This window comes from Mycolicibacterium monacense (assembly GCF_010731575.1).
GTDB classification, from domain to species: domain Bacteria; phylum Actinomycetota; class Actinomycetes; order Mycobacteriales; family Mycobacteriaceae; genus Mycobacterium; species Mycobacterium monacense.
Window position 1 is genome coordinate 4,561,466 of record NZ_AP022617.1, and the last position, 20,096, is coordinate 4,581,561.

The window sequence follows — 20,096 nt, forward strand, 5'->3', positions numbered from 1 at the left end:
GACCGGACAGCCCGGGTGTCATCCGGGCCGCCCGCCGGTTGACTGACCGCCATGAGCAACGAGATCGCGCTGTCGGAACTGCAGGAGTTCGTCGCCGGCTTCTGGTACCACTACGACGAAGCCCATTACGACGACATGGCGGCGGCCTACGCCGACGACATCCGGTACATCAGCCGCAGCGAGTCCGGCGCCAGCCCCTTCGAGGAGCTGATGTCACCGGAGCTGGTCGGCCGGGAGGCGGTCATGGAGTGGCTGTCCGAGCACCGCAAGCAGAGCCCCTACCCGTTGCGCCACCACGCCACCAACCTGCACCGCACCGGTACCGACGGTGACGTGACCCGCGCCCGCTTCTACATCTTCGTGAACCAGATCGCGAACTACGTGCCGTTCGCGGTGTCCAGCGGCGTCGCCGAGGTGGCCGTGCGGCGCGGCGCAGGCGGGCTGGAGTTCACCGAGATGGAGGTCATCCTCGACACCACCAATTCGGTTCTGCTGTCCGAGTATTCAGCCGACCCCGCCGCCGCGGGCGCCTGAGGTCGTGAACGCCGGGCAGACCTTCGGCGGCGGTGTCGCGGTCATCACGGGGGCGGGCGCCGGCATCGGCGCCGGGCTGGCGCGCCACGCCGCCCGCCTGGGCATGACGGTGGTGCTCGCCGACGTCGACGGCGACGCGATCGCCGCGCTGCGCGACGAACTGTCGGACCAGGGCGCCACCGCTTTCGACATGGTCTGCGACGTCAGGGATTTCGCGGCCGTCGAGGAGCTGGCGCAACGCACCTACCGCGACATCGGCCCGGTGCGCCTGCTCGTCAACAACGCCGGCGTCGAACAGTTCGGCTACCTGTGGGACACCCCGGTCGAGAACTGGCAGCGTGTCGTCGACATCAACGTCAGCGGCGTCTTCCACGGTGTCCGGGCATTCCTGCCGATGATGATCGAGGCGCGCACCCCGGCGTGGGTGTGGAATCTCAGCTCGATCGGCGGCGTCGCCGTCGTCCCCCTGCAGGCGCCCTACATCATGAGCAAACACGCCGTGCTCGCCCTGACGGAGTGCCTGGCGCTCGAAGTCCAACTGGCCGAACACGACCACATCCACGTGCAGGCGGTGCTGCCCGGCGCGGTCACGTCCAACATCTTCGAGTCGGCGGGCGGCGTCACGGACGGGGACGTCGGCGCGGCAGAGTCCCAGCGGCTGGCGATGCTCGACATCAAGGCGGCCGCGATGGACCCCCTGGCCGCGGCAGAGGTGGTGTTCGACCAGGCCGCCGACGGCCGGTTCTACCTGCTCACGCAGCCCGAGTACGTCGGAAACGCGATGGCCGAACGCGCCGATGTGCTGACCACGCAGCGGGCACCGCTGCTGCGCACCAAACCGCGTTACGACCCCGCACAGCACTGAGAGGACTTCGGGTGCGCATCACCGACAGGGTGTTCGTCGTGACCGGTGCCGGTAACGGTATGGGCCGGCAGGTGACGCTCGACCTCCTGCGCCGGGGTGCGCTGGTCGCGGCGGCCGACGTCGACGAAGTGGGACTGACCGGCACGGCACGGCTCGCGATGGCCGGGACCCGGCTGTCCACCCACGTTCTCGACGTCACGGACAGGGACGCGGTCGCCGCCATGCCGGGCCGGGTGGTCGACGTCCACGGCCGAGTCGACGGGCTGGTCAACATCGCCGGCGTCATCCACCGGTTCGCGCCGTTCATCGAGCTGCCCCCGGAGACAGCCGATCGCATCATGGCCGTCAACTTCGCCGGCACGGTCGACATGTGCCGCGCGTTCCTGCCCGTCCTCCTGGCCCGCCCGGAGGCGAACCTGACGAACATGTCGAGCCTGTCGGCGTTGCTGCCCTTCGCCAGCCAGACGCTGTACAGCGCCAGCAAGGGCGCGGTCAAACAGTTCAGCGAAGGCCTCTACGCCGAGCTGTGCGATACGAATGTCCATGTGGTGACGGTCTTTCCGGGCAACGTCGCCACGGAGCTGACCAGTAACTCGGGTGTCGAGATGCTCGACGCCGGCGGTAAGAAGGTCCGGTCCACCACGCCGGAGGCGGCGGGCCGCAAGATCGTCGACGGCATCGCCGAGGACCGTTTCCGGGTACTCATCGGTGCCGACGCACACAGCCTCGACGTGCTGGCGCGGGTGTCGGCGAAACGCACCACCAGGTTGGTCGCCAAACAGATCAAGTCGGTGCTGTGAACTACGGTGCCATGAACTTCGGTGCCATGAACTACGACGTCATCGTCGTCGGATTCGGCGCAGCCGGTGCGGCAGCCGCGATCGAGGCCGCCGACCGTGGCGCACGCGTGCTCGTGCTCGACCGCGGTTACGGCGGCGGTGCGACGGCGTTGTCCGGCGGGATCGTCTACGCCGGCGGCGGCACCGCCGAACAGCACGCCGGCGGCTACCACGACAGCGTCGAGGACATGCGGGCCTACCTCGAGTCCGAAGTCGGCGACTCCGTGTCCGGCGAGACACTGGACCGGTTCTGCCGGCAGAGCCCGGCGATGATCGAGTGGCTCAAGGCGCAGGGGGTCGAGTTCCGCGGCGGCGAGGTGCCCACCTACAAGACCTCGTATCCGACCGACGACTTCTACCTGTACTACTCCGGCAACGAGAAGGCCTATCCGTACGCAGGCCGCGCCCGGCCGGTACCGCGCGGCCACCGCGTCCTCGCGCGCGGAATGAGTTCCGGCAAGGTCCTGTTCGACCGCCTCGCCCGATCGGCGAGACACAAAGGCGTGGAATTCATCCCCCTGGCCCAGGTGCACAGCCTCATCCAGGATGACGACGGCCGCATCGCCGGTGTCCGCTACCGCGCGTTGGATCCGGCGCACCCGAACGCGCGCAAGCACAAGGTGCTGACCAAGCTCACCGGGAAGGCGGGCACCTGGATGCCCGGACTGGTCGAGGGCCTCGTCGCGCGCGCGGAGGAGATGCGCACCGGTGCTTCCGTGGACGCGGAGGCCCGCGCACCCGCGGTGATCCTCGCGGCGGGAGGCTTCGTCCACAACCGAGAGTGGATGCAGGCCCACGCACCGCAGTTCATGAAGGTGTCCCCGCTGGGAACCGTCGGCGACGACGGCACCGGCATAGCGCTGGGGCTCGCCGCCGGCGGGGTGACCGGCAAGATGGACAATGTGACGGCCTGGCGATTCCTCTCGCCGCCGAGCGCGTTCCTCGAGGGGCTCACCGTCGGGGCGGATGGACGGCGCATCGCCAACGAGGACCTCTACGGCGCCACCCACGGCAACGTGCTGATGCGTGACTTCGGTGGCACCGGATGGGCGATCTACGACGCGCAAACGTGGCGGAAGGTGAAAAGCCAGATCCGCACCCAGACCCAGATCTTCCAACGCCTGCAGCTGATCTACCTGTTCACGATCGGCCACAAGAAGGCCGCCTCGATCGAGGACCTCGCCGCCGAGAACGGGATCGACGCCGAAGGCCTGCGACGCACGGTCGACGAGTACCACCGCGGCCTCGCCAATGGTGCCGGGGATCCCGCACACAAGGACCCCGAACTCTGTCCGCCGCTGCTCACCCCGCCGTTCTACTCGATCGACATCTCGGCCGACTCCTCGATGTTCTTCCCGATTCCCGGCCTGACCCTCGGCGGCCTGCTGGTCGACGAGAGCACCGGCGAAATACTGGGTGTCGATGGGGAATCGGTGCCGGGTCTGTACGCCGCCGGACGCAACGCGGTGGGCGTGTGCTCCAACAGCTACGTCAGCGGGCTGTCCCTCGCCGACTGCATCTTCAGCGGTCGGCGCGCGGGCGCGCACGCCGCGGACGGATTGGGACAGCCACGGTGACCGTGCCCGGACTCGATCCCGACGCCGCCGCGCGTGTCGCCTCGTTCGGCGCCATCCCACCGATGCGCGAGCGTGGGCTGGACGCGGTGCGGCGCGCCGTGGAGGCGACGCCCCACCCCGATGACACGCCCGAGATGGCGGACGTCGATGACCTGTCGATTCCCGGCCCGGCGCAACCGATTCCGGTGCGGATCTATCGGCCGACCGACGACGACTCGGCACCGGTGCTGGTCTACTTCCACGGCGGCGGCATGGTCATGGGGTCGAACCGCTCGTTCGAACCGCTCGCCCGGGCTCTGGCGGCACACAGCGGTGCGACGGTGGTCTCCGTCGAGTACCGACTGGCCCCCGAGGCACCGGCGCCCGCCCAATTCGACGACGCCTACGCCGCCACCGTCTGGGTGGCCGGCAATGCCGAGGTGATTCGAGTGGACGCTTCCCGGCTCGCCGTCGTAGGTGACAGTGCCGGCGGATCGCTGGCAGCGGCGGTCGCGCTGGCGGCCCGCGACCGTGGCGGCCCGTCGATCCTCTGCCAGGTCCTGCTGTACCCGGGCCTGGACCGGGACATGACCTGCGAGTCGATCCAGCTGCTGGCCGACGCGCCGATGCTGACCCGCGCCGACATCGACTACATGCACGAACTGGCCGACCAGGGCGCCGCCGTTCCCCCGGATCAGTACCGATTCCCGGCGCTGGCAACAGATCTCACCGGTCTGCCACCGGCGATCGTTGTGACGGCCGGATGCGACCCGATCCGCGACTGGGGTGAGCGGTACGCAACCCGGTTACGCGACGCCGGCGTGCAGACCACCCAGACGCGCTATCCCGGCGCGTATCACGGATTCCTGATGCGCTCGGACGCCACCGCCAGGGGTCGGCTGGCCATCGCAGAGACCGGCGCGCTGCTGCGGGCCAAGTTCGCCTATCCGGTTCCAGTCTCCCGATGACCGGAAAGCGGCCGTCGGGGACACCACGGACGGACGCAGAATCTAGACAACCCAGTGCGCCGTGCGCGCCGATGAATGAAGGAGAGATTCGATGCTCACTGATGATCGGCGGTTGGCGCTGTCCGACGTCCTGCGCCCCGCGTCACCGCCGCGTGAGGTCGACGACATCTACACCGACGACCAGCGGGAGCGGCTACTGGATGTCGTGCGCACGCAGGGGCCGTGGAAGCTGATCATCGCCCAGCATTTCGCATCGGCCGAGGAACTGATGGCCACCATGAGCGGCGCGTTCCCCGAAGGGTTCGAACCGTCGCTCGATCTGTTCCTGACCCCGACGTTCCGGGGTTACCTGGCGAACTACGGCACGGTGCTCTACCCCGAATTGCACGACTGCTTCTACAACGAGCAGTTCCTGGCTCACGCCAAGAGTTACTGGAACGCCGAGTACGCGAAGCCGGAAATGATGCTGTTCAACATCAACGGTCCGTGCGCCAACCGCGACCCCGGGCACCTCGACTCCCCCAGCTTCCGCGGGGTGCGCCACGAGAACGCCCCCACCTGGCTGACGAGCGTGATGGGCAAATCCGGTCTGTTCCAGGACCATCTGATCAAGATGGCGCAGGTGATCACCTGGTTCTCGCTCGACGAGGGCAGCGGTTTCACCTACTGGCCAGAGGGCCCGCTCAAGGCGCCGCAGCGCCTGCTTCCGCCGGTGTACAACCGCGGCGTGGTGGTGCAGAACGAGATGATGGTCCACCGCGGTGAGGCCAACGGCCCGCTCGAGCAGCAGACCCCCGCGGGCCTGGCATTCGACACGGTGTTCACGGGGGATCCGTCCGATCGCGACCACTGGGTTCTGAAGAACGGTGACGACGTGATCGCCCGCCACCACACCGACGAACTGCGGTTCCTGGTCCACTGGTCGGCAGAGGTGTTCTCCGACTACGACGAGCTCAAGAAGAACATGGACCACTCCGACGACCTGACCATCGAGCAGGCGATCGACACCCTGGTCAAAGACGTCAACGCGCAGGGTATTTCGCTGAAGATGCCCGACAATCCGCTGCACGACCCGCAGTTCATCGCCACGCTCAATGCGGCGTACGACCTCGGAGGTCCGGCGGCCTACCCGGAGGAAGCCCCGCTGTCGGCGTTCCAGCTCGCCTGACCGGCTCAAGCGGCTCGCGAGTCTCCCGCGGCGTCCGGAGGCGCGACACCGGGTGGTGACGGTGCGGTCGAGCGGTACACCGCACCGGTTGGCGTGGTGAATTCCGCCGTATGAGTTCCGGTTTCATCGATAGCGGCGGTGACCTGCCAGCCCGGGGCTTCTTTGGCGTAGTTGCATGCTTCGCACTCGCCGAGCCCGTTGAGCGCGCTGGTCGGTCCGCCGGCGCGGTGTGGCCGTGCGTGGTCGTGGTGGCGGATCGGGGCGTTGCAGTACGGGGTACGGCAGGTCTGGTCGCGCAGGTCGATGAACGTGGCCAAGCCCTTCGGGAAGCACCGTGACCGTGACTCCATCGCCACCAACGCACCTGAGCGCGGCCGGCGGTACAACCGGCGCAACGTGGCCTTCGACCGCTTGTCGGTGACCGCGGCGTCGACGAGGCGGCGGCCCGCCGCCGCGGGTACCGGACCATACCCGCTGATCACCGCCGGTTCCGGGTCGCCGCCGAGCAGCGCTTCGTCGGTGATCACCAGGTTCACCGCCACTGGGACGGCCACCTCGGCGGGGCAGCCGGTCACCCGCTCGACCAGCGTGTCGGCCATGACCTGACCGCGGGACCGGTCGTCGAAGGTGGTGTCGGCCGACCGTTTGAGCGCGGCGTAGACCGCCACCCCCTGAGCAACCGGCAGCAGTGCCGTCACGTAGGTCATCGTGTCCGGCGCCGGCCGGCACGTCACGGTGCGCTCCGAGGCCGCCCTGGCGGCCCGGTCGACCACCGCCTGAGGGTCGAGGCGGTAGGCGATCTTCTTCGCCTCGGCCTCGATGCGCTTGTCGCCCAGACCTTCCAGCGCGGCAACGTCCGTGCACAGTTCGGCGTCCAACATGCGCCGGTCCTCGACCGACAGGCACGCCGATTCCCGGACGATCAACGTCGCCCGCCACTCCGACAGTGCACCGCACTCGAGTGCGGCCAGGGTGTGGGGCATCTCGTGGACCAGCGCTCGGGCGAATCCGAGGTGGCGGCCGCCCTTGTTCGGGCAGTCGTGCCGCGCCAGCGCCACCTCCGAGGCCAGACCGCGGCCTCGCTTGTTCGCCGGCACACCGGCCGCCGCCTCGGCGGCCCGGCGCTTCTCGTCCAGCAACGCGGTCGCGCGTGCCTGCGCAGCCGCCGCGGCGGACTTCGCCCGTTCCAGCGCCGCGATCCGCTCGATCAGCGCCGCCTCATCGATCTCTGTATCGACCATGACACCGACGCTAAGCACGACCCCCGACGCGATTCCCTCGGCTGGGCCGAGTCATCCACAGCGCCGCTTCTATCCACAGGCACCGGCGCAGCCCGCTCAGCGGACCACCACGTCACTCGGCGTCCGGGGCGCGCCCAGCATTCCGCGGTGTGACACCGGCTGCCTGCCGCCCTCGTCGGTGATCCCGTAGCGCGCAGCCAGTTCCGCGCCGATCACGGTGTGCCCGCTCAGCGACTCGCGGGCCGGGTCACGGTAGAGCGCATCGATCACCCGACCGGTGAATTCGGGCGTCTCGGCGTGCTCGGCCATCGCGGCCAGCCCATCCGGATTACCGTCGAACGCACCGCGCAGTTTCTCGGTCAGCAGGATGCCCATCCAGATCGAGACGGTGTGCACCGGCGTACCGCGGAAGTCGACAGCCATATCGGCCGCCATCTTGTCGACACCCGCCTTCTGCGCGCCGTAGGCCGGACCGTGCATGTAGCACACCGATCCCGGCGAGGACGTGAACGCGATCAGTCCCCGGGGACCGCGCAGAAGCAGAGGCGCCGCGTACCAGGCCGCCACATAGGACGACCGCAATCCGACGTCGAGAATGTCGCCCAGCTCAACCGGCTTCTGCCAGAACGGGTCTCGACCCGTCAACGCGTCATGGACCGCGGCGGCGTTGTTGACCAGCAGGTCGAGCCGGCCGGCCTCGTCCTCCACCCGCGTGAACAAGGCGCCCACCGCCGCGTCGTCCCGGTGGTCGAGCGGCACCGCCACCGAACCCTCGCCCAGACTGTCGACGGTGCGGCCGGTCAGGTACACCCGCCACCCGGCGGCGATGAGCGCCCGTGCGATACCGCGGCCCGCTCCGCGAGAAGCCCCGGTCACGACGGCCACCGGCGGATCGATGTGTTCGGTCACCAGGCGAGACTACGGCGCGACGTCCACCGTTTCGTCCACGATGGACAGCCGGCCCGCACGCACCGCCTCGACGATCGACTCGGACAACTCGGAGCAGGACAGGAAGACCGTCTTGCGGCCGTGCGCGGCGAGCGCCTCACTGTCCCGCCGTTGCGGGCAGCGCTGCGCCGCGTCGGCGCTCCACTGGACGCTGGTCTGCTGCCAACTGCTCTTGCGGGCGAGCACTTTCGCGCCGCAGGCCCGGCACGTCACCGGCACCATGGGGGCGTCGTCGAGCCGGTTGTCGGGCCGGACGCTCATCCCGCGCTCGTCGCCGACGCCCGTGCGCTGATGTTGGCCTCGACGATCTTCATCCACTCCTCCCGCGGGCGGGTGGTGTCGACCTCGTACTCGAATCGGTCGACCATATCGGGGGTGACGTCGGCGATGTCGACGTAGAACTGCTCGTACCAGCGCCGCAATTGATACACCGGCCCGTCCTCCTCGCACAGGAGGGGATTGTCGATGCGGGCCTTGTTCTTCCAGATCTCGACGTCCTGTTCGAAGCCCATCTTGACGAAGTCGCCCAGCGAGACCGCGGTCTGCACCGCCAGGTCGTCGGGCAGTGCCTCGGATTTCTTGACGATGATGCCGTATTGCAGCACAAAGGAATTCGCGTCGATCGGATAGTGGCAGTTGATCAGCACGGTGTGGTGATCGGCCTCTTCGTAGTGGTACGTCAGGTCGTCGATCATGAACGAGGGGCCGTGGTAGGAGGCGACGGAGGTGGTGCCCAGCATCCGCGGTCCCTCCGGGGGCTGGAGGTCGGCGCGTCCCGCGCTGTTCATGTACTGGGTGGCGACGTGGCCTTCGAAGATGTTCTTGAAGTGCGTGGGCAGCGACCCGTGGATGTAGAAGAAGTGCGCCATGTCGACGACGTTGTCGATGACCTCACGGCAGTTGGTGTCGACCACCGTGGTGTACCAGTGCCAGTCGGTCCACTCGTCGCTGGTGGCGCCCTCGATCCGGGGGATCGTCACGTCGTCGGGCGGCGGTTTGCGCTCCGGGTCGTTCCAGACGAACAGCATGCCGTCCTGTTCCAGCGTGGTCCACGTCGCGGTGCGGGCAAGCCGCGGCGCCCGCTTGCTGTACGGGACCTGCTTGCACCGGCCGTCGCCGCCCCAGCGCCAATCGTGGAACGGGCAGGCGATCTCGTTGCCTTTGACCTCGCCCTGGCTCAGGTCACCGCCCATGTGACGGCAGTAGCCGTCGAGCACGTTGATCCTGCCGTCGCCGCTGCGGAACACGACGAGCTTCTGGCCGAAGGCGTTGACGGTGTGCGGTTTACCGTCGCCGAAATCACGCGTCAACCCCAAACAGTGCCACCCGCGGGCGAACCGGGTCGGTGCCGCGTCGGCCTCGATCTGCCGAACCTCGTCGATGTCGGACGTCATGTGACAGTTCTACCGCCGGGCGGTGGCGCCGGGGGGCGAATGTTCCGCTCATCAGGACAGGTCGGACCGCTGCCCCGCGACACCGGCCGTCAACAGTCGGTGCGCCTCGGGGTTGCCGTCGAGCAGACGCGTCGTGCGCGCCGCGATCTGCCAGACACCCCCGACCCGCCGCAGGTGGAAGTGGTTGGCCGCCGCGCGCCACACCGCATATCCGACCGGCGTCTCGCCGGTCGTGCGCAGCACCACGGATTCACACACAGCCACCGCCTCGTCATCGTCGACGGTGACGATCGACGGGCCGAGGTAATGGCAGCACCCTGCGGCGACGAGCGCTCGGTGGCCGTCCGAGGAGACCATCGCCCGGACGTCGTCGCGGCTGGTCATCCGCCAGCCCTCGACGTCGTAGCTGCCGTCCTCGGCCCACAGTGCGGCGGCACCGTCGGCATCGGCGGCGTCCACGTACGGGCCGTAGCTCGCGATGAGCCGCTGGATGTCGCGTTCGTCCTCGAGCCGCTGCAACCGCGCCTCGAGGGCCGCCAGCCGGTCCGAACTCACGGCTGCGCCCCGATGAGTCGTTGGATGGCCAGGTGGGATTCGAGCACGATCCTGGCGCGGTCCGGACCGCTGTTGCGCGCCGCCTGCTCGGCGTTGCCGCCGGCGACGCGTACCGGCCCGTCACCGAGATGCTCCAGCCCCTCGCGGGCGACGTCGGCGGGGTCGTTGACGATGAACCCCGGGATGTCGAATCGCAGGCCGGCGCGCTCCATCGCCGGTGTCCGGGTCACCCCGAGGACCAGTTCGAGAACATCCACACCCTGCTCACGCAGTTCCAGCCAGAGGCTCTCGGCGAACATCCGGCCGAACGCCTTCACCCCGGAGTACACCGCATGCCGCACCGAGCCCATGTACCCCGACAGCGATCCGACCAGAATGATGCCGCCGCGCGACTGCGCGACCATGCGCCTGCCGAAATGCTGCGTCAGCTCGAGCATCCTGGACATGTTGAGGTCGATGATCTTGCGCCACTCGGCCAGATCGGCGTCGAGGAAGGGATCGTTGCACGTACTGGCGCCTGCGTTGTAGATCAGCAGACCCACCTCGATGTCGGCGGTGGCTTCGGCGATGCGCGAGGTGGCCTCGGGGTCGAGCAGATCGAGGGACAGCGTGCGCACGTCGGCGCCGAGTTCGCGGCAGGACTCGGCGGTCTCGTCCAGCGGCCCGGGTTTGCGGGCGATCAGCACGAGGTTGAAACCGTCTCCGGCGAGTGACCGCGCGAACTCCGCTCCGACTCCTTCGGATCCACCGGCGATGACGGCCCACGGCCCGTACTTGTCGAGGTCTGTCATGAGGACGATCCAACACCGTGGGTCCCTGCCGCCGGCCAGGTGTTCCGCTGACCGGGCGAGTCGGTGCTGCCGGGAGGGGTGACGCCCTAGCGTCACGGCCGTGACGACTGCGCATACAGCGACGATTCCCGGTGGACTGCCGGTCCTCGACACCACCGTCGACCTCCTGGTGGTGGGCTCCGGTACCGGGATGGGCGCCGCGCTGGCCGCCCAGGCCCGCGGCCTGTCGGTGCTGATCGTCGAGAAGTCGGAGTTCGTCGGCGGCTCGACGGCGCGGTCCGGAGGTGCGCTGTGGCTGCCCGCCAGTCAGGTGATCGACGGTGACGGCGGCGGGGACACCTCGCAGCGGGCCGCGACCTATCTCGACGCGGTGGTGGACGGCACGGCGCCCGCGTCGCGCTCCGCAGCATTCCTCGAACACGTCGACGCCACGATCGACCTGTTGCGCCGCACGACCCCGATGCGGCTGTTCTGGGCGCGGGAGTACTCGGACTACCACCCGGAACAACCCGGCGGTTCCGCTGCGGGCCGCACGTGCGAGTGCCGCCCGCTGGACACCGCGGTCCTCGGGGAGTACTTGCCGAGGTTGCGTCCGGGCGTGATGGAAGTCAAGATCCCGATGCCGACGACCGGCGCCGACTACCGCTGGCTGAACCTGATGTCGCGGGTGCCCCGCAAGGGAATCCCGTTGGTGGCCAAGCGACTCGGTCAGGGGATCGGTGGTCTGTTGCTCGGCCGGCGGTACGCGGCGGGTGGGCAGGCGCTGGCGGCCGGCCTGTTCGCCGGTGTGTTGCGCGCCGGCATCCCGATCTGGACCGAGACCGCACTGCAGCGACTCGTCACCGACGACGGTGGCCGGGTCACCGGGGCCGTGGTCGACCACCGGGGTCAGGAGATCACCGTCACCGCGCGCCGGGGTGTCGTACTGGCTGCCGGGGGTTTCGACCATCACATGGACATGCGCTGGAAGTTCCAGTCCGAGAGGCTGGGTGAGCATGCGAGCCTCGGCGCGGAGACCAACACCGGTGACGCCATCCGCGTCGCCCAGGATCTCGGCGCGGCAATCGATCTCATGGATCAGTCGTGGTGGTTCCCCGCGGTGGCGGCGCTTCCGGACGGCGATCCGAAGGTGATGCTTGCCGAACGGTCGCTTCCGGGATCACTCATCGTCGACCAGACGGGCAGCCGGTTCGTCAACGAGTCCTGCGACTACATGACCTTCGGGCAGGCAGTGCTCGACCGGGAACGCGCAGGCGACCCGGTCGAGGCGATGTGGATCGTGTTCGACCAGCAGTACCGCAACAGCTACGTGTTCGCCGCGGAGCTGTTCCCGCGGATGGCGGTCCCGAAAGCCTGGTACGACGCCGGCATCGCGCACCGTTCGGAGAGCCTCGACGACCTTGGCCGCAAGATGGGGGTGCCGGACGCGCAGTTCGTGGCCACGGTGCGGCGGTTCAACGAGATGGCCCATGCGGGGCAGGATTCCGACCTCGGGCGCGGTCGCAGCGCCTATGACCGGTACTACGGCGACCTCACGGTGACCCCGAACCCGAATCTGCGTGCGCTCGACCGCGGCCCCTTCTACGCCGTGAAGATGGTGCTCAGCGACCTCGGCACCTGCGGTGGCCTGCGCGCCGACGACCGAGCCCGCGTCCTGCGGGAGGACGGCACCACGATCGACGGTCTGTACGCGATCGGGAACACGGCCGCCAACGCCTTCGGCGCCACCTATCCTGGCGCCGGGGCGACGATCGCCCAGGGCCTGGTGTACGGCTACATCGCCGCACAGGATGCGGCACAGGCCTGACGGAGAGGAGCTCACCGGAATGTCCCGTTACACCGATCGGCGCGTCCTCATCACCGGTGGCGGATCGGGCATCGGACAGGCGTGCGTGCTGCGGATCCTCGACGAGGGCGGGCATGTCGTCGCCGCCGACGTCAGCGAAGCCGGACTGAAAGACACCGTGAGCAAGGCGCAGTCCGCCGCCGACCGGCTGTCGACGCTCGTCATGGACGTCGGTGACGAGGAGTCGGTGAGGGCCGGGGTGGCCGAGGCGATCGGCATCCTCGGCGGGCTGGACACCCTCGTCAACGTCGCGGGGATACTGCGCTCGGCGCGGCTCGAACAGACCACGCTCACCGACTTCGAGCGGGTGTTGCGGATCAATCTGGTCGGCACGTTCCTGGTCACCCGGGAGGCGATTTCCGCGCTGCGCAACGGGAACGGCCCCGCCGTGGTCAACTTCAGCTCGACGTCGGCGCATTTCGGCCATCCGTACATGTCGGCCTACGCCGCCTCCAAGGGCGGCATCCTGTCGATGACCCACACCTTGGCGCTCGAGTTCGCAAAAGACGGCATCCGCTTCAATTGCGTTCAGCCGGGGTCGATCTCGTCTGGTATGACCGATGGCACCGGTCAGGCCAGACAGAGCGTGGGTCCGGGCCTGCCCGACGACACCGACTACTCGCTGTTCTCGCGGCTGCAGCCGATGCTGGCCATCGACGGCGGCGCGATGTTCGCCGACCCGTCGGCCGTCGCATCGGTGGTGGCGATGCTCGGGTCGGCCGACGCGTTCTTCGTCACCGGCACCGAGGTGCGGGTCGACGGCGGCACCCACATGTGACCGGAGACGGTCAGAGGTCGTCGGCGACGGCGCGCAGCGCCTCGAGCTGATCGCAATAGTGACCGGCGGAGGTCGCCGCGAGTGTGCACGTGACCGCCGTCGCCCCGAGCTCGTCGAGTGCGCGCAGCCGCCGCGCGGCCCGCTCCCGGTCCCCGGAGGGGTCGAGCGGCCCGACCGGCAGGACGATGTCGAAGCCGGCCGGGACGTCCACCGTCGACAACAGCTCCGAGAGCTGACCGGCCGACAGCCCGAAGGGCATCCAGCCGTCGGCCAATTCCACTGCCCGGCGCAGTGATCGCCGGGTGCGTCCACCGACCCAGATGGGCACCCGCGGCTGCGCCGCGCACGGTTCGACCACCACGGAATCGTATTGGTAGAACTCGCCGTCGTAGGCCGGTCGAGTCGTCGACAGGGAGGCGCGGAGCGCGCGCAGCGCGTCGTCGGCGCGGCGGCCGCGGTCACCGAACTGCGCGCCGAGGAGCTCGAACTCCGCGGCCAGGGATCCCACGCCGACGCCCAGTGTCAACCGGCCGCCGCTGACCCGGTCGAGGGTGCCGTACCGCTTGGCGATCTCCAGCGGGTGGTGGTAGCCGAGCACGATCACCGACGTCGCCAGCCGGATGCGTGACGTACACGCGGCCAGGAAGCCCAGCGTGGCGAGCGGATCCCAGTACACGGCGCCGCGGGCCTGCGCGTCGGCGGCCGGCACGGCGACATGCTCGGAGCAGGTCAGGTACTCGAAGCCGAGGGAATCCGCCGCCTCGGCGACCGTCCGCAGGTCCTCGATCCCGGCGTCCCGCTCCCACTCCGCGGCCACCCCGGGCACCTGGACGACCACTGGCGTGGACACACCGATTCGCATGCAGTGCTTTCTACAGGCGAACCAGCCGGAACGGGTAGGTCAGGGTCCCACCGGGCGCGCCGTCACATCCGGTGGCGAAAGACGAGGACAGCGTTCCCGACCGGGTGGCGTCGTCCCAGGTGTACACGTCACGGGTGGGGATCACCGGACCGTAGTAGACGTTGCCGCAACGCAATCCGTCGGGCACGTCGACGGTCATGGTGTAGCGCCCGTCGACCAGGTGGGCATCCGCCCGGAACGCGAACGCCTTGGCGACGGGCTGCGCGATCGCCTGCACCCGTAGACACTCACCCGGGCACCGCGACACCGCCCACAGCCAGGTGTGGAAGTCGTACCTGCCCTGGATCTGCATCTCGAAGTTGCCGTACGGCGTCTCGGCGTGCGCCGCCGGCGGCGACAGCACCGCCGCCAACGCCAACACCGCACCCACCACTGCGCTCCTCACGACTGGCTCACCACCGGTCCGTAGCGCTGGCCCGGGTCCAGCACGCAGTGCGTCTTGCCGAACACCGTCACCATGCACTTGTTGTTGTGGTTACACAGGCTGCGTTTGCCCGGTTGCTCGCGAATCTGGTTGACCAGATCGGGTTCTCGTAGCAGCGCGCGCCCCATGGCCACGAATGCGAAACCCTCACGCATCGCGTCCTGCATGTGTTCGCCAGTGGTGATGCCGCCGAGCAGGATCAGCGGTGTGTGCGCGGCGACGGGGACGAACTGGCGCGCCGCATCGAGCATGTACAGATCCCGGTAGGGGAAGGTTCCGAGCACCCGCTTGCCCACCATCCTCACCCCGAGGTTCATCGGCGGCGGCATCACGGCCGCGAACTCGTCGACCGGGGTGTCGCCGCGGAACAGGTACATCGGTTTGAACACCGAAGAGCCCTGCGTGAGTTCGATCGCGTCGAGGTTGCGGTCGGCGTCGAGCAACTGCACCACGCGCAGCGATTCGCTCAGCGCGATCCCGCCCCGCTTACCGTCCTCCATGCTGAGCTTGGCGATGACGGCGGCGCGGTTGCCGACGACCTCGCGAACCCGCTGGGCGATCTGGCGGGCGAACCGGGCCCGGTTGTCGATGCTGCCGCCGTATTCGTCCTTGCGCCGGTTCATCAGCGGACTCAGGAAAGAACTGGGCAGATACAGATGTCCGAGGTGGAGTTCCACGGCGTCGAACCCGGCGTCGACGGCCACCTGTGCCGCGGTCCCGAATTGGTCGACCACCGTGAGGATTTCGTCGCGGCTGATCGGACGGCAGTAGTCGAAGGACTGGGGGTTGACGAATCTGCTCGGGGCCTTCGGGGTGACCTTGTTGACCTTGCGGGTCGCGACGACACCGCCGTGGCCGAGCTGCGCCGAGACCGCCGCACCCGCCTGGTGCACGGTGTCGGCGAGTCTGCGCAGGCCCGGGACGGCCCGCCGGCTCATCAGGATCTGGCCGGGCGCACTGGCGGCGTCTTCGGCCACGGTGCAGTACGCGACGGTGGTCATGCCGACACCACCGTCCGCGAAGCGCTTGTGGAAGGCGATCAGGTCGTCGGTGACCAGGCCGTCCGGTGACCGTCCCTCGGAGGTGGCGGCCTTGATGACGCGGTTCCGCAGGGTGACGGGACCGAGCACGGCCGGCTGCAGCGGGTCGATGTCGTCCGCGGCCGTCGGCCGTTCACGTCCCATCAGTCGGTTCTAACAGCGGGGCGCGGCGGTGGCGGATCACCTTTCCGCTCACCGGAACAGCGCGCGACGTCAATCGCCTTCTTCGGCCCTGACCCTGCGCTCGATCTCGTACCAGTAGTCCTTGGCCAGCGACGGCTTCCCGTCCTGGTTGGACTCGGCCGACTTGGCGAAGGCCTCCTCGGCCGCGTCGAGATCCTTGATGACGCTCTGGGCCAGTTCACGTTCTGCGGCGTAGTAGCGTTCGGCCCACTGCAGCGCCACCCGGCCGTAGGCCCATGCGGGTTCGGCCTCGGCCCAACGCGCCTCGGTGGCGGCTTCGCGCTGCATCCGGTCGGCGTAGGCGACGTGGTCCTGCATGATCTCCTTGAGCCGTCGGGGGTTCGTCAGATGCCCGAACGTCACCCTCAGCAGCGGGTTGTGCTTGAGCTGAGGCGGGTCCACCGGTCCCTCGTCCGCCCAGTCCCTCAACGCGTCGAGGCCCGCCTTGGTGATCTTGTAGAGCCGTTTACTGCGCGCGCCACCGTCGGTCTCGACCCTCGAGGTCAACAGGCCGATGTTCTCGAGCTTCTTCAGTTCGGTGTAGATCTGGCTGTAGGCCGGGCTGCCGTAGAAGAACCGCAGGCTCCACTCGGTCCATTTCTTGATGTCGTAGCCGGTCAGCTCATCCTGGTACGACAGCACGCCGAGCAGGGCCCACCCTGTAGCGGTCACGTTCGGGCCGTCGCCGGATTTCACCCATCCAGGGTAGCAACGCGCCGTGACCTGCGCCTTCGTGTGATCCACTGATCGGGACCGACACTTGCCTGCCGTTGCCATCACCGGGAAAGGTGCACTCCATGTCAGCTTTCGACGAGGAGGTCGACGTCGTCGTCGTCGGATCCGGCGGCGGTGTCGCCGGCGCCTACACCGCGGCGCGCGAAGGACTGTCCGTCGCCCTCGTCGAGGCGACCGAACGCTTCGGCGGAACCACCGCGTACTCCGGTGGCGGCGGCATGTGGTTCCCGTGCAACCCGGTGGCGCAGCGGGCGGGCATCGACGACAGCCCCGAGGACGCGCTCGCGTACTTCCATCGCGTAGTCGGTGACCGGACGCCGTTGGACCTGCAGCGGGCCTACGTCCTGGGCGGCCCCCGCCTCATCGAATACCTCGAACGAGACGAGCATTTCCAGTTCGCCGAACTCCCCTGGCCGGACTACTTCGGTGCGGTCGAACACGCCCGCGCCGACGGCCGCCGCCACATCGTCCCGGTACCGCTGCCCGCCGCCGACGTCGGACCGCAGGCCGCGCAGATCCGCGGACCGCTCGACGCCGAACGCCTCGGGCATCCAGTCCCCGCACTGTTGACCGGAGGGCGGGCGCTGATCGGGCGCTTCCTCGCCGCGCTCGCTCGGTTCCCGCACGCACGAACCCATCTGGGTGCGCCGCTGGTCGATCTCGTCGACGTCGACGGCGCGGTCGTCGGGGCGGTGATCAACCGCGACGGTGAGAACGTCAGGGTTCGCGCACGCCGCGGCGTGCTGCTCGCCGCGGGTGGATTCGAGCAGAACTCCCGGATGCGCGAATCGTTCGGTGTGCCGGGACGAGCCGAGGACACGATGGGATGTCCCGGCAACACCGGCGCGGCACATCGGGCGGCGATCCGGGTCGGCGCCGCCACCGACCTCATGGATCAGGCGTGGTGGTCGCCCGGCCTGACCCACCCGGACGGGCGGTCGGCGTTCGCGCTCTGGTTCACCGGCGGCATCTTCGTCGATCAGCGCGGTGAACGGTTCGTCAACGAATCGGCGCCCTACGACCGGCTGGGCCGGGCCGTTATCGCCGAGATGGATTCTCGGGGTATGACTTTGCCGTTCTGGATGGTCTACGACGACCGCGAGGGCGAGGTGCCTCCGGTCAAGGCCACCAACGTGGCGATGGTCGAGGCAGCACAGTACCGGGACGCCGGTCTGTGGCGTACGGCGGACACGCTCGACACACTGGCGGACTTGATCGGGGTCCCGGCGGTTGCGTTGACCGCCACGGTCGCCCGGTTCAACGCGATGGTCGCCGGCGGGCGCGACACCGACTTCGGCCGCGGTGACGAACCGTATGACCGCGCGTTCTCCGGCGGTAGGTCGCCGATGGTGGCGATCGAGCAACCGCCCTTCCACGCCGCGGCTTTCGGGGTGTCGGACCTGGGCACCAAGGGCGGACTGCGTACCGATACCAGCGCACGTGTGCTCGACGCCGACGGCAGGCCGATCCCCGGCCTCTACGCTGCGGGCAACACCATGGCCGCGGTCAGTGGCACGACGTATCCGGGTGGCGGCAACCCGATCGGCGCCTCCCTGCTGTTCAGCCATCTCGCCGCGATGGACATGGCGGGCGCGGGACCGCGGTGAACGACGGGCACGAACCGTTGACGGAGTCGGTCCGGTCCCTGATCGACGCCGTCATCCGCACCGAGGTCGACCCCGAGAAGATCGCCGCCGCACACGCCCACGTCGCGGCGGCCCTCGACATCCTCGGTGAACAGATGATGCCGGGTGCCTACGGAGTCCGAGCCGCACCCGACGGCCGTCGCGCGCCCCGGGGCAACGTCCTCATCGGGGAGCGCAACGCGATCGCTCCACCGCTGATCGTGGATCGTGACGAGGCCGGCCTGGTCAGCACCGAGGTGGACCTCGGCGCGGCGTACGAGGGGCCGGTCGGTCACGTCCACGGCGGCGTGTGTTCGCTGATCCTGGACCATCTACTCGGGGCCACCGCACACCGTCCGGACCGCCCGGCGTTCACCGGCACGCTTCAGTTGCGGTACGTGCGTCCCACACCGCTGGGCCCGTTGCGTGCCGAGGCCTGGGTAGAGCACGAGGACGGACGGAAGACCTATGCCCGGGGCCGGATTCTGTCCGCCGGCCAGACCACGGTGGAGGCCCAGGGTGTCTTCATCCGGCCCAGGGCGGACCGATCGGCCGACTAGATCGGGTCGAACGCCGAGATCAGCCACCGTTCACCGACTTTGGTGAGGCTGACCATGACGCTGCTCGCGGTCTGTGAGGCGTCCGGACGCTCCCGGCTCGTCGTCGTCTGGTTGACGTAGACCAGTACTTTCGCGGTGTCCGGGTGGATCTCGGCCTCCGCGGCACGGACGACCGCCGCCTCGCTCCGTACCGCTCTCTCTCTGGCCGCCGGCAGCAGGATCTCGTCGCTGAATTTGCCGTAGTAGGTGAGGAATTCGCCCGTCAGGTGGGTTTTCGCGGCTGTCAGGTCGGTGTCGACGCTGTCGGGTTGATAGGACAGCAGGGCGACCGTGCCCTCCGAGGCCGCCCGGACCGCCGCCGAGGCGGCCGCCCCGTCGGTCTGCACATCGGTGCGGTACTGGGTGACGTAGAGGACGACCGCCAGCCCGACGGACGCCGCGGCGATCAGTACGGTCAGGATGAGCCGCCAGCGTGCCTGCCGCATCGTGCTCCGAACGTTCACGGGACGAACTCCATCTTCGACATCTTGAGTCGGCCTGCGTCCCTGACGATGTCGACGCTGAGACGCCACGCCCGGGGTTGTTTGTCGGCGCCTGCGGCGTTGGTGACCGTCGACGTCGTGGTGACGAGAACGGTTGCCGAATCCTCCGTCATGGATTCGACGGCGGCCGCCTTGACCTTGACGTCGGTGACCACCTTGCCGTCCTGGGTGAGCTTGACGAAGTCCTCTGAGGCCGACTTGAACTCCTCGTGGAACTGTCCGGTCGAGCTGTCGAGGATCTGCTTGACGCTCTCCTCCGCCTTGGCGGCGTCGATGGACATCAGTGTGATCGCGATCTGCCTCGCCGCGGCCTCGAACTCGGCCGACTGCTGTTGTCGGTGCATCGCTTCGCGGTGGTGCCACGTCACGTATCCACTCGCCGCAAGCGATGCGGCGGTGACGAACACGGCGAGGACAGCGACGACGGTGCTCCAGCCCGGGCGGCGGAAGCGGCGGCGTTTCGGCTCGGCCGCTTCGGCTTCCGCTTCGTCGGCCAGCGCTTCTTCGTTCAGCGCTTCGTCGTTCAGCGCTTCGTCGTTCAGCACAGAGGTCTTGCCGTGAGGCACTACGGCCTCCTTCCGA

At 68.7% G+C, this 20,096-nt stretch carries 22 protein-coding genes; 10 read left to right on the forward strand and 12 right to left on the reverse strand.

Annotated features, from left to right (window positions below):
• The first annotated feature begins 51 nt into the window (after nt 1-51).
• From G6N49_RS21850 to G6N49_RS21875, 6 genes are all read left to right on the forward strand, one after another.
• Nucleotides 52-534: a nuclear transport factor 2 family protein gene (locus G6N49_RS21850; protein WP_011557732.1), complete on the forward strand. Its 483-nt coding sequence runs from the start codon at nt 52-54 to the stop codon at nt 532-534.
• Nucleotides 535-538: 4 nt separating this feature from the next.
• Nucleotides 539-1,399: an SDR family NAD(P)-dependent oxidoreductase gene (locus G6N49_RS21855; protein WP_083044556.1), complete on the forward strand. Its 861-nt coding sequence runs from the start codon at nt 539-541 to the stop codon at nt 1,397-1,399.
• Nucleotides 1,400-1,410: 11 nt separating this feature from the next.
• Nucleotides 1,411-2,199, forward strand: coding sequence for an SDR family NAD(P)-dependent oxidoreductase (locus G6N49_RS21860; protein WP_064874520.1), 789 nt, complete (start codon nt 1,411-1,413; stop codon nt 2,197-2,199).
• Between the two features lie 11 nt (nt 2,200-2,210).
• Nucleotides 2,211-3,815, forward strand: coding sequence for an FAD-binding protein (locus G6N49_RS21865; RefSeq protein ID WP_083044581.1), 1,605 nt, complete (start codon nt 2,211-2,213; stop codon nt 3,813-3,815).
• Nucleotides 3,812-4,762, forward strand: coding sequence for an alpha/beta hydrolase (locus G6N49_RS21870; protein WP_083044555.1), 951 nt, complete (start codon nt 3,812-3,814; stop codon nt 4,760-4,762). The genes G6N49_RS21865 and G6N49_RS21870 overlap by 4 nt, the downstream gene beginning before the upstream one ends.
• A 91-nt stretch (nt 4,763-4,853) precedes the next feature.
• Nucleotides 4,854-5,930 carry a hypothetical protein gene (locus tag G6N49_RS21875; protein ID WP_011557727.1) on the forward strand — a complete coding sequence of 359 codons (1,077 nt, stop codon included), beginning with the start codon at nt 4,854-4,856 and terminating at the stop codon, nt 5,928-5,930.
• A gap of 5 nt (nt 5,931-5,935) precedes the next feature.
• Here the strand turns inward: G6N49_RS21875 and G6N49_RS21880 are convergent, their stop codons facing one another.
• From G6N49_RS21880 to G6N49_RS21905, 6 genes are all read right to left on the reverse strand, one after another.
• Complete coding sequence (locus tag G6N49_RS21880) at nt 5,936-7,171, reverse strand: DUF222 domain-containing protein (RefSeq protein WP_083044554.1); 1,236 nt, start codon at nt 7,169-7,171, stop codon at nt 5,936-5,938.
• A gap of 96 nt (nt 7,172-7,267) precedes the next feature.
• A complete protein-coding gene (locus G6N49_RS21885) occupies nt 7,268-8,080 on the reverse strand; it encodes an SDR family NAD(P)-dependent oxidoreductase (protein WP_011557725.1) in 813 nt (270 codons plus the stop codon).
• 9 nt (nt 8,081-8,089) lie between these two features.
• Entirely contained in the window at nt 8,090-8,380 is a 291-nt protein-coding gene (locus tag G6N49_RS21890; protein WP_083044553.1) for a ferredoxin, read from the reverse strand.
• Nucleotides 8,377-9,513 carry a 3-ketosteroid-9-alpha-monooxygenase, oxygenase component gene (locus tag G6N49_RS21895; RefSeq protein ID WP_011557723.1) on the reverse strand — a complete coding sequence of 379 codons (1,137 nt, stop codon included), beginning with the start codon at nt 9,511-9,513 and terminating at the stop codon, nt 8,377-8,379. The genes G6N49_RS21890 and G6N49_RS21895 overlap by 4 nt, the downstream gene beginning before the upstream one ends.
• Nucleotides 9,514-9,564: 51 nt before the next feature.
• Nucleotides 9,565-10,068, reverse strand: a complete 504-nt coding sequence (locus G6N49_RS21900) for a nuclear transport factor 2 family protein (RefSeq protein WP_083044552.1) — start codon at nt 10,066-10,068, stop codon at nt 9,565-9,567.
• Nucleotides 10,065-10,859 (reverse strand): SDR family NAD(P)-dependent oxidoreductase, encoded by a 795-nt coding sequence (locus tag G6N49_RS21905; RefSeq protein WP_011854329.1) that lies wholly within the window; start codon nt 10,857-10,859, stop codon nt 10,065-10,067. Before G6N49_RS21905 ends, G6N49_RS21900 begins: the two co-directional genes overlap by 4 nt.
• Before the next feature lie 100 nt (nt 10,860-10,959).
• Between G6N49_RS21905 and G6N49_RS21910 the strand changes: the two genes are divergently transcribed.
• Nucleotides 10,960-12,666: a 3-ketosteroid-delta-1-dehydrogenase gene (locus G6N49_RS21910; RefSeq protein ID WP_083044551.1), complete on the forward strand. Its 1,707-nt coding sequence runs from the start codon at nt 10,960-10,962 to the stop codon at nt 12,664-12,666.
• A gap of 19 nt (nt 12,667-12,685) precedes the next feature.
• Nucleotides 12,686-13,483: an SDR family NAD(P)-dependent oxidoreductase gene (locus G6N49_RS21915; protein WP_083044550.1), complete on the forward strand. Its 798-nt coding sequence runs from the start codon at nt 12,686-12,688 to the stop codon at nt 13,481-13,483.
• 10 nt (nt 13,484-13,493) lie between these two features.
• On the opposite strand, the gene G6N49_RS21920 is transcribed toward G6N49_RS21915, so the two are convergent.
• The 4 genes from G6N49_RS21920 to G6N49_RS21935 all read right to left on the reverse strand — a co-directional run bounded on the left by G6N49_RS21920 (nt 13,494) and on the right by G6N49_RS21935 (nt 16,829).
• Complete coding sequence (locus tag G6N49_RS21920) at nt 13,494-14,345, reverse strand: LLM class F420-dependent oxidoreductase (protein ID WP_083044549.1); 852 nt, start codon at nt 14,343-14,345, stop codon at nt 13,494-13,496.
• A gap of 10 nt (nt 14,346-14,355) precedes the next feature.
• Complete coding sequence (locus G6N49_RS21925) at nt 14,356-14,778, reverse strand: hypothetical protein (RefSeq protein WP_083044548.1); 423 nt, start codon at nt 14,776-14,778, stop codon at nt 14,356-14,358.
• A gap of 8 nt (nt 14,779-14,786) precedes the next feature.
• Nucleotides 14,787-16,013, reverse strand: coding sequence for an NADH:flavin oxidoreductase (locus G6N49_RS21930; protein WP_064916385.1), 1,227 nt, complete (start codon nt 16,011-16,013; stop codon nt 14,787-14,789).
• A gap of 69 nt (nt 16,014-16,082) precedes the next feature.
• The gene (locus tag G6N49_RS21935) at nt 16,083-16,829 is read right to left on the reverse strand and encodes a PadR family transcriptional regulator (protein ID WP_011557715.1); all 747 of its coding nucleotides are present in this window, start codon (nt 16,827-16,829) and stop codon (nt 16,083-16,085) included.
• Between the two features lie 20 nt (nt 16,830-16,849).
• On the opposite strand from G6N49_RS21935, the gene G6N49_RS21940 reads away from it, so the two are divergent.
• On the forward strand, nt 16,850-18,394 hold the full coding sequence (locus G6N49_RS21940; protein WP_083044580.1) for an FAD-binding protein: 1,545 nt from the start codon (nt 16,850-16,852) through the stop codon (nt 18,392-18,394).
• Nucleotides 18,391-18,972 carry a PaaI family thioesterase gene (locus tag G6N49_RS21945; protein ID WP_011557713.1) on the forward strand — a complete coding sequence of 194 codons (582 nt, stop codon included), beginning with the start codon at nt 18,391-18,393 and terminating at the stop codon, nt 18,970-18,972. Before G6N49_RS21940 ends, G6N49_RS21945 begins: the two co-directional genes overlap by 4 nt.
• On the opposite strand, the gene G6N49_RS21950 is transcribed toward G6N49_RS21945, so the two are convergent.
• Nucleotides 18,969-19,475 (reverse strand): twin-arginine translocation pathway signal, encoded by a 507-nt coding sequence (locus G6N49_RS21950; RefSeq protein WP_234789224.1) that lies wholly within the window; start codon nt 19,473-19,475, stop codon nt 18,969-18,971. The two genes, G6N49_RS21945 and G6N49_RS21950, sit on opposite strands and share 4 nt — an antisense overlap.
• The gene (locus tag G6N49_RS21955; protein WP_083044547.1) at nt 19,472-20,080 is read right to left on the reverse strand and encodes an Rv1363c family protein; all 609 of its coding nucleotides are present in this window, start codon (nt 20,078-20,080) and stop codon (nt 19,472-19,474) included. Before G6N49_RS21955 ends, G6N49_RS21950 begins: the two co-directional genes overlap by 4 nt.
• Nucleotides 20,081-20,096 lie beyond the last annotated feature (16 nt).